The 8,720-nt window shown below is 69.2% G+C and carries 7 protein-coding genes; 4 read left to right on the top strand and 3 right to left on the bottom strand.

Annotated features, from left to right (window positions below):
• The first annotated feature begins 277 nt into the window (after window positions 1-277).
• A complete protein-coding gene (locus ACFWIW_RS36180; protein ID WP_378372592.1) occupies window positions 278-673 on the top strand; it encodes an ATP-binding protein in 396 nt (131 codons plus the stop codon).
• A gap of 1 nt (window position 674) precedes the next feature.
• Here ACFWIW_RS36180 and ACFWIW_RS36185 read toward each other — a convergent pair whose 3' ends face one another.
• Together ACFWIW_RS36185 and ACFWIW_RS36190 are read right to left on the bottom strand one after the other, a co-directional pair.
• Complete coding sequence (locus tag ACFWIW_RS36185; RefSeq protein ID WP_378372593.1) at window positions 675-1,598, bottom strand: alpha/beta hydrolase family protein; 924 nt, start codon at window positions 1,596-1,598, stop codon at window positions 675-677.
• Window positions 1,599-1,676: 78 nt separating this feature from the next.
• Complete coding sequence (locus ACFWIW_RS36190) at window positions 1,677-2,588, bottom strand: NmrA family NAD(P)-binding protein (RefSeq protein WP_378372594.1); 912 nt, start codon at window positions 2,586-2,588, stop codon at window positions 1,677-1,679.
• Between the two features lie 98 nt (window positions 2,589-2,686).
• Here ACFWIW_RS36190 and ACFWIW_RS36195 point away from each other — a divergent pair, with 98 nt between their 5' ends.
• Window positions 2,687-3,241: a TetR/AcrR family transcriptional regulator gene (locus tag ACFWIW_RS36195; RefSeq protein ID WP_378372595.1), complete on the top strand. Its 555-nt coding sequence runs from the start codon at window positions 2,687-2,689 to the stop codon at window positions 3,239-3,241.
• 46 nt (window positions 3,242-3,287) lie between these two features.
• Here the strand turns inward: ACFWIW_RS36195 and ACFWIW_RS36200 are convergent, their stop codons facing one another.
• Entirely contained in the window at window positions 3,288-6,983 is a 3,696-nt protein-coding gene (locus ACFWIW_RS36200) for a CARDB domain-containing protein (protein ID WP_378372596.1), read from the bottom strand.
• A gap of 270 nt (window positions 6,984-7,253) precedes the next feature.
• Between ACFWIW_RS36200 and ACFWIW_RS36205 the strand changes: the two genes are divergently transcribed.
• Together ACFWIW_RS36205 and ACFWIW_RS36210 are read left to right on the top strand one after the other, a co-directional pair.
• Entirely contained in the window at window positions 7,254-7,610 is a 357-nt protein-coding gene (locus tag ACFWIW_RS36205; protein ID WP_378372597.1) for a hypothetical protein, read from the top strand.
• A 378-nt stretch (window positions 7,611-7,988) separates the two neighbouring features.
• Entirely contained in the window at window positions 7,989-8,642 is a 654-nt protein-coding gene (locus ACFWIW_RS36210; protein WP_378372598.1) for a S1 family peptidase, read from the top strand.
• The last annotated feature ends 78 nt before the right edge of the window (window positions 8,643-8,720 follow it).

The following is an 8,720-nucleotide window of genomic DNA, read 5'->3' on the forward strand; positions in this document are numbered from 1 at the left end:
TCCCAAACCCCGCGCCGCCGGCGGGCGGGCCGCCCCCCCGGCCTTCCCCAACCCCACTCCCACACACTCCCCTTTGCCTTTGGTGTCCCCCCCACCACGCCGCTTCACACCGGAATGAGCCCGCAAGTCAGCCGATCCGGACCGAGATCGGCGGCCGGAGATGCGGGCTGAGATCAGGGTCACCGCGACCGCCCACGTGTGAACCCCGCGCTCCTTGGGTACCCCAAGCCTGCGCCCATGCTCTTGGCACAGCTGGGAAACCCGCTAAGGAGAACGCGTGGGTATCACGAGAACAAGACAGGCATACGAATTCCCCACCGGCATCGCCCCGCCCCTGGGAGAGGTCCGGGCTTGGCTGCGGGACAAGCTGAGCGAGGTCGGACGCGCCACCGTCGCGGACACCGAGCTGCTGACCACCGAACTGGTCACCAACGCGCACGAACACGCGGACGGCGTCGCCGAGCTCAGGGTCTCCGTCCCCTCGGGCCGGGACGTCGTCCGCGTCGAGGTCGACGACCGCCGTCCGCGGCTGCGGCCGCGCCGCGTGACCAAGGACGACCCGACGAGCCCCCGCGGTCGAGGGCTGGCGCTGGTCGAGGCGATCAGCACCGAATGGGGCGTGGACACCGGCGCGGGGTTCAAGACGGTGTGGGCGGAGATCCCCGTGTGCTGAACTACTTCGACTCGACGCGGCCCAGCGGATCCGCCGCCCCCGCCAGCTCCTCGCAAGCCTCCTTCCAGGCGGTGTCGCCCGGGTAGAGCTCGGCGCGGAGATACGCACAGGTGAGGCGCCCCACCGCGGCCACCCGTTCCGGGTTCTCGTCCGTCGTCTCGGCGACGTCGTAACCGGACACCCCGCCGAGCCCGTGCTCGGCGCCGAACAGGGTCAACAGCGTTTTCGGTCCCGGCGAAAGGAAGTACGGGTCGGTGTGCCATTCCGGCCCCCGGACCGTCAGGTGCCCGGAGTCGTCCTTGTCCCCGGCGACGACGAGCGCGGGGGTCGTCATCGCGGAGAAGTCCGTGCTGAGGAAGAAAGGATAGTTCTCGGCCGCGAACTCCGTGACCGCGTCGCCGCCGCGGCCGGGTGCGGCGAGCAGGACTCCGGCGGAGATCCGAGGCTCGGCGAGGCGCACTTCCTCACCAGTGCGGGGATCGGTGTACCGCGCACCCAGCAGAAGGCTCGCGGTGTGCCCGCCCATCGAATGCCCGGCCACCGCGACCCTCCCCCGGTCCAGCCTGCCCCGTAGCAGCGGGACGGCGTCCTCGATCTCGTCGAGCCGGTCGAGGATCCGGATCATGTCCTCGGCCCTGGATCGCTGGTACAGCGGTGCCTCCGGGTCGCCGGGCGGCAGGGTCAGCGTCCGTGAGCTCAGATGGGTCGGCTGGACGACGGCGAACCCGTGCGCCGCCCAGTGGTTCACGAGCGGGGCGTAGCCGTGCATCGACGAGAGATGGTTCGACGGCCCCTGTCCGTGTGACAGCAGGATGATCGGCAGCTCGTTCCCGCTCGCCGGCACGGAGATCCGCAGCCGCAGGTCCACGGCCCGGTCCGGCGTGGACAGCTCCACCGGGGCGATCGAGATCACTGGCGTGCTCATGATGGGTTTCCTTTGCGATGGGGCACCGCGCTAAGCGGAACACTGTTCCACAAACATACGGAGCAGTGTTCCGCTTTGTCAAACGCCGCACGCAAGGTGTTTCCGCGCCCAGTCGCCGAAGCCCGTGAGCGGGATGCCGAGGTCCCGCGCGAACTCCGGACGTCCCGGCTGGCCGATCACGTTCAGCCACTCGTGCGAGGCACCCATCGGCGGCATCCCGGCGGCGATCGCCTGCTCGACGGTCATGTCCGGGGCGGTCAGGCTCGTCCCCAGCACATCGGACAGGACGGCGGCGATCTCGGCCATCGTCAGGAAGTCGCTCGCGAGTTCGAGTTCGACCCCGGCGAACCGCTCCGGTTCGGCGATGGCCGCCGCGGCGGCGGCGCCGATGTCGTCGACGGCGGCCAGCGAAAGGGCCGTCGAAGGCTTGATGACGCTCACCAGGCCGCCGTCCACCCCGCGCGGGAACAGGAATTTCATGTCGGGCAGGAAGTTCTCCATGAAGAAGCCCGGCTTGAGCAGTGTCCACCGCGGGAAGCCCGCCTCGCGGAGGCGGTCCTGGATCGCCGCCTTGGCGCCCAGCGTCGGCTCCATCGAGGCCCAGCGGCCTTCGGCCCAGCCGTCCGCCTCGACGTGCTGACCGGCTCCGGAAACGGAAGTGTGCACGAACTGCGGGACCCCGGCCGCCTTCGCACCCTCGATGAGATTGACGCCTTGGGTCACCTCGCCGGCGAAATCGAAACCGTCCTCGTTCACGCCGGGCATCTGCACCGAGAAGACGGCGCGAGCCCCCTTGGCCGCGCGGATCACGGAGTCGACGTCGTGAAGATCGCCGACGACGAGTTCCGCACCGAGCGCTTCGACCGCTTTCGCCCTGGCCGGGTCGCGGACGAGGGCGCGGACGGGGACGCCGGCCGCGAGCAGGGCGCGGGCGGTCGCCCCACCCTGCCTGCCGGTGGCGCCGGTGACCAGAACGGGTGCTGCGGACATGACGGCTCCTTCGGATCGACTAAGTGGCGGGGCCCGCCACTTATCGTCCGCTACAATATGGCGGGCCCCGCCACTTATGCAAACACCGAGGTGAAGCCATGTCTGACGGTCGGCGCGCCGACGCGCGGCGGAACTACGCGCGTATCCTCGCGGTGGCCGAGGAAGAAGTCGCGGCACACGGCTCCGGTGCTTCGCTGGAGCAGATCGCCCGCACCGCCAACGTCGGCTCGGCGACCGTGCGCCGCCACTTCCCCACCCGCCGGGCGCTGCTGGAGGCGGTCTCCGCGAACCGGATCGCCGCGTTGTGCGCCCGCGCCGCCGAATTGACCGGCGAAGCAGACAGCCGGGAAGCGCTCCTGACCTGGCTCGACGAGGTCGTCGTCTACTGCGTCTCCGCCCGTGGCCTCGCGGCCGCGCTCTCGTACGACGGACCCACACACGAGAACTCCTGTTCCACCGCCATCGAGGACGCCGGGGAACCGCTCCTGCGACGGGCCGCACGGGACGGCGCGGTGCCGCCGGAAGTCACCGTCGCGGATCTGATCACGCTGATCGTCGGCATCGTCCTGGCCACCGAGCACCATCCGGATCCGGCCGCCCGGGCGGATCGGCTGTTCCGGCTGGCCGTGGCGGGGCTGAGCCCCCGGCCGTGAAAGGGGCCGGAGTGGTCGCCCACTCCGGCCCCGGCACGGATTCCGCCTACCGTGTGCCGCGGCGGTCCGATGAGACCACCGCCGGCACCGGAGCACCGTTGATCACGAACTGCGACCCCGGCTCACGGACGATGTCGCCGTTCGCGGAGTTGCTGATCGCCACGTTCGTCAAGGTCGCGCTGCCACGGGCGCCGCTCATCGCGAGGATGCCCGCGCCGTTGTTCGACTTGTCGATCTTGACGTTGGTGAGGGCCGCGGTCACGACGCCGCCGCCCGTCTTGAACTGGACACCGTCGTAGGTCGAGTCGTGGATCTCCGTGTCCCGCAGCACGACCCCGGGAATGTCCTTGCCCTGCGCGAAGAACGTGATCGCGCCGAACTCCTGCTGCTCGCCCCAGAACACGCCGCCGCAGCGGTACAGGGCGTTGTTCGCGATGAGGGTCTCCCCGGAGAACGGCAGCGGGTCGTGGTCCGTCGCCAGCATGATGCCCGGGTAGTTCATCGTGTCGTGCACGATGTTGTTCTCGATCTTGTTGCCGTAGCCGCCGTAGACCGCGATCCCGTTGGCACGCCACGGAAGCTGGATCGTGTTGTTGGCGAACACGTTGTCGTGCGCGATGTCCTGCGAAGGGTCCTTCACGTACTGGTTCGCCCACACCGCTAGCGAGTCGTCACCGGTGGTGCGGAACGACGAGTTGAACACCTTCGAGTTCCGCGTGCCGTTGGTGAAGTTGATGCCGTCGGCGTAGGTGTTCCGGATCCGCATACCGCTGAACTCGAGGCCGTCACCCGGGCCCCAGAGCGCCGGGACGTTGCTGTAGTCCCGGCCGACCCACGCGCCGACGTTGGCGTGCTCGATCCACACGTTCGTGATCTTCGTGCCGGTGCCGAACCGGCCGTTGAGCCCGACGCCGCCTTCCGCGCCGCCGTCCCCGCCGCGGATCCGGCCGGAACCGAAGATGGCGATGTCGGAGATCTGCGTGTTCTTGTCGATGTCGAACCCGAAGTTGCCCTCGTGCGGATGGTTGATACCGCCCGCGTCCTGCGGCTCGATCAGCGAGTACAGCTGCGAATGCCACATGCCCGCGCCCCGGATCGTCACGTTGGAGATGCCGACCTGGTTGTACTGGCCGCCGCCGTTGGGCACGTTCGGGTCGTCGGTCAGGATCTTCTTCTCCTGCCGCCACTGCCCAGCCGGGATCCAGACACAGGCGATCACACCGTTCTGGTCGTCGGTCACCGCGCGCTGGATCGCGGCCGAGTCGTCGTTCCCGTCGTTCGGCACGGCGCCGTACTCCGTGATCGACGTGCAGTTCGCGGGTTTCTCCGCCGCCGGGGCGACCTGCTCCAGATCGATGAGATCCACGATGTAGAACGCCGCGTTGTCACCGCTGTCCCGCTGCAGCTTGAACTTCGTTCCCGGCGGGTACGACCGGGACAGCAGCGCGTGCGATTCGTCGAACAGGCGCCGCGCGTTGGCCTGCGGGGTGTTGGTCAGGCCTTCGGGGTCGTCGGTGCTGCCGTAAAGCCAGCTGTGCTTCGACGACAGCGTCAGCTTCTGCGCGAACGTCCCGTTGACGTAGAGGCTGATGGTCGCGTCCTGCCCGCCGCCGCCGGGGGCGTCCGGGATGGAGTTGCGCACGACGATCGAGTTCGCCTCGTTCGCCGACGTGAACTCGACGTACTGGCCCTGGTTCGCCAGCCGCACGGATTTGCGGCCGGAGGACTCGGTCGCGAAGTTCGTGTGGCCGAAGGTGCGCAGCGGGTCGGCTTCCAGCAGTTGTCCTTGGTACTGCGCGGCTTCCGCCTCGTACTCGACGTACGGGACGGCCGCGCCGCGACCGACGACGATCGCCCGCGAGAGGGTGTTGTTGGACTCGTTGGTCTCCGTGACCGTGCCGGTCGCGTCGGCCGTCGCGGTCAGGGTCGCGCCACCGTCGGCGGCGGTCCAGGTGCCCGAGATCGCGACGTTCACGGTGGCACCCGCCGCGATCGCGCCGGTGGCGCCGGTCAGCGTGGTGCCGCCGACGGCCAGCCGCGTCACCGAAGCGTCCGCGCCGCTCGTGCCGCGGTTGTGCACCGCGACGGTGAAGGACACCGCCGCACCGGCCGCCGGATTGGGCGGGTTCGACGTGATGCCGGTGACCTCGAGGTCCGGCCCCGGCGCCTGCGCGACGACCAGCGGGGTCGGCGAGGTGTAGGTGTTGTTGGTTTCGTTCTGCTCGGCCACCGTTCCCGCCGGGTCCGCGGTCGCGGCCACGGTGTATGTGCCCTGTGGACGCGTTCCCGCGTCGACGGTCACCGTCGTGGACGCGCCGGCGGCGAGTGCCCCGACCGCCGCTTCGCCGACGACGGTGCCGCCGAGGCTGACGTTCACGGTCGTGGCCGCCGCGTTCGCGGTGCCGGTGTTCTTCACCGTCGCCGAGACGGCGAGTTTGCTGGTCTCGGTCGGATTCGACGGCGTCCACGTCGTGTCGGTGACGACGAGGTCCGGATTCGGCGCGGGAGTGCCGATCACCTGGAATTCCGCGACCTGCCCGCCGGGAGCGCCGGAGTTGGCGAAGAATTGCAGGCGTACGTCCGAAGCGCGTCCGCTGACCGGCACGACCACCGAGTTCTGGTTGCCGGCCGGGTCGAAGCGGTGATCGGCACGCGCGGAAAGCGAGGTGAACGCGGTGGCGCCCTGTGCGCGGCCGAGGATCTCGAAGTTCTGCGTCCGCGCGCCCCAGATCGCGTCCGGGTTGAGCTTCACCACGACCGAGTCGACCTCCGCGTCGACTCCGAGCTTCACCGTCAGCGAGTTCGGATAGCCCGCGGCGGACTCCCAGTAAGTGGCGGTGTTGTTGTCGTTGGCGTTGGCGGGGACGAACGAGTGGACCGCCGAGGTGGCCTCGATCGGTTTGCCCGCGGCCAGGTTCGCGCCCGCGCTCGTCCCGGAGCGCACGACGTGGTTGCTGTCGCCGGACTCGTTGCCCGCCGCGTCCTTGGCCCGCACGAAGTACTCGACCCGTGTCCCCGTGGGCCGGGATTCGGTGAACGTGGTGCCGGTGATCGTCGTGACCGGCGTGCCGTCGCGGTAGACGGTGTAGCCGGTGACCCCGACGTTGTCCGCCGAGGGTGACCAGGACAGCCGGATCTGGCCGGCGGCGGGCTCGGTCAGCGCGAGGTTCGCGGGTGCGCTCGGCGCCTGCGTGTCACCGGTGTCCGGTCCGTACAGCTCGAATTCCGACAGCTGCGCGGCGGGCCACCGTGTGTTCGCGGTGATCTGCAGCCGCACGTAGCGGGCCGACGCGGTCATCGGGATCGTGACGGTGTTGACGCCGGGCGCGAACGCGTATCCGGTCGGCGCGGCGAGGTCGGTGAACGCCGTGCCGTCGGTACTCCCGCGCACGGCCAGGGTCTGGGTGCGGGATTCCCAGCCGGACGGCAGTTTCAGCACGACCCGCGACAGGGATTTGGCCGCCCCGAGGTCGGCCTGGATCCATTGCGGGAACGCGTTGTTGGCGGATTCCCAGTAGCTCTCCCGGTTTCCGTCGACGGCGTTCGCGACGGGATAGCCGGGCAGCGCGCTGCTCGCCGACACCGTGCGGGTCAACGGGACCTCGGCGAGCGCCGCCGGACCGGGTGGGGCGGCGGGATCGGGTGGTGGCCCGCTCGCGGCGGAGGCGAAGGAGAGTCCGGCGACGGAAAGCCCCGTGACCAGGAGACCGGCGACGATCCGGGACAGGCGCATACGTGTCATGGCGTCTTCTCTTCTTTGAGACGGCGGGGAGGGAGCCAGAGCCGTACGAGCATGCAACAACCCGGAGACAAAATGCAAGAAGTTGACATGTTTCAGAAATTTTGCGACAGCGCCGTACCGGCGAGGCTATGGGCCGTTGGTCGGCACACTTGTTCTCCGAGACTCGCGCTTTCCTTCCACACCACAAGAGAAACAGCGGCTACGTATTCCACAGATCCGGTGCACATCTGTACACTCAATGCAGGCGAGCCGCGTGGAGGTCGAACTCTGATGGACGTGACGAAAACCTTGAGGTCCGCACTCACCGGGACGACGACCGAGTCGAGGTCCGCCGTCCGGGAGCTGCGACGGGAGACCGAAGACCTCGTGGCGCGCCGCGCGGGCCGGACGGCGAACCGGCTGACCGAACTGGGCGAACGGCTCGCCGATCTGGTCCTGGTCTCGGGGAGCAGGCTCGCGGGCCTCGCCGATCGGCACAGCAAGCCCGTGGGCGAGGGTGTGCGCCGGGAAGCGGGCCGGATCGGCGAATCGGTGGAGCGGTTGTCCGTCACGCTGTCGGACCGGGCCATCCTCCTCGCCGAGGAACTGCTCGATCCGCAGCCTTCCCGGAAACGCCGGCGTCGCTAGGCGATCGGCGGCGGTTCGTACCGATGTCGTCGGGTGGGCAGGCGTTCCCGGTCTGTGAGGGCCTCCTTCACTACCTTCAGGGTAGGTAAGGAGGCCCTCACGGACCGGATGGGACCACCAACGGCCAGAACCCGCGTAGGTACCAAAGTGGCACATCGGTGCCACCGGCACTCGGATGCCGAAAGCGCGGGTCCCATGCCGCCCGGCGCCGCCTTCTCCCGTCTTTAGTCGCTATCAACCGCCGTATCCGCTTGCCTAGCATGGGAAAACCGGTATCGGATCCGGCCGGGCGATCCCTGGTGATCCGCCGTGGCCGTAAACGGGTGACCCGTCGCTTTCCCGTTCCTTTCCCTGATTCCCCTGCATTGGAAGGCACCCATGCGCATCCGAGGTCTCCTCACCGCCCTGCTGTGCGCGGCCGGGCTCACGACGGTCGCGCCCGCCGCCGACGCGGCCCCCATCATCGACGGCGAATACGCCCAGTCCGGCCCGTGGGCGGCCATGATCGAACAGAACGGCGAGCAGTGGTGCTCCGGGTCGATCATCAGCGCCCGCTGGGTCCTCACCGCCGAGCACTGCGTCGACGAACCCGGCGCCGAATACTCCGTCCGGGTGGGCAACGTCGACCACCAGGCCGGCACGTACGCCGCGGTGGCCGACATCTACACCCCGTCCAGCGGCGCCGACATCGCACTGTTGAAACTGGACCGCTCGGTGACCACGACGTACGCGTCCCTCGGCACCTCCGTCGCCGTCGGCGACACCGAATACGTTTATGGCTGGGGCTACAACGAAGACGGCGATCTGCAGCGTTACCTCAAGGTCGCCCGGATGACGGTGACCAGTGTCGGGAGTGGACTGATCAAGGCCCGCCGGGGCAACGGGTTGACCAACGGCGGCGACTCGGGCGGGCCGGTCTTCGTCGACGGCAAGCAGGTCGGCGTGCACATCGCGGGCAACAAGGTGGACAGCTCGACGCACACCGCCATCTCGGCGAACCGCACCTGGATCCGGAACACCTCGGGGGTCTAGGTCCGAACCGGTCCGGGAGCGGTGGCGCCACCGCTCCCGGACGGCGGGGTGGCAGGTGGGCAGTGGGATCGAAGGCCC

Source organism: Amycolatopsis sp. NPDC058340 (assembly GCF_042723975.1).
GTDB lineage: Bacteria > Actinomycetota > Actinomycetes > Mycobacteriales > Pseudonocardiaceae > Amycolatopsis.

Coding starts and splice junctions, on each gene's coding strand:
- ACFWIW_RS36185 (WP_378372593.1), bottom strand. CDS start 1,598: ATGAGCACGCCAGTGATCTCGATCGCCCCGGTGGAGCTGTCCACGCCG.
- ACFWIW_RS36190 (WP_378372594.1), bottom strand. CDS start 2,588: ATGTCCGCAGCACCCGTTCTGGTCACCGGCGCCACCGGCAGGCAGGGT.
- ACFWIW_RS36195 (WP_378372595.1), top strand. CDS start 2,687: ATGTCTGACGGTCGGCGCGCCGACGCGCGGCGGAACTACGCGCGTATC.
- ACFWIW_RS36200 (WP_378372596.1), bottom strand. CDS start 6,983: ATGACACGTATGCGCCTGTCCCGGATCGTCGCCGGTCTCCTGGTCACG.
- ACFWIW_RS36205 (WP_378372597.1), top strand. CDS start 7,254: ATGGACGTGACGAAAACCTTGAGGTCCGCACTCACCGGGACGACGACC.
- ACFWIW_RS36210 (WP_378372598.1), top strand. CDS start 7,989: ATGCGCATCCGAGGTCTCCTCACCGCCCTGCTGTGCGCGGCCGGGCTC.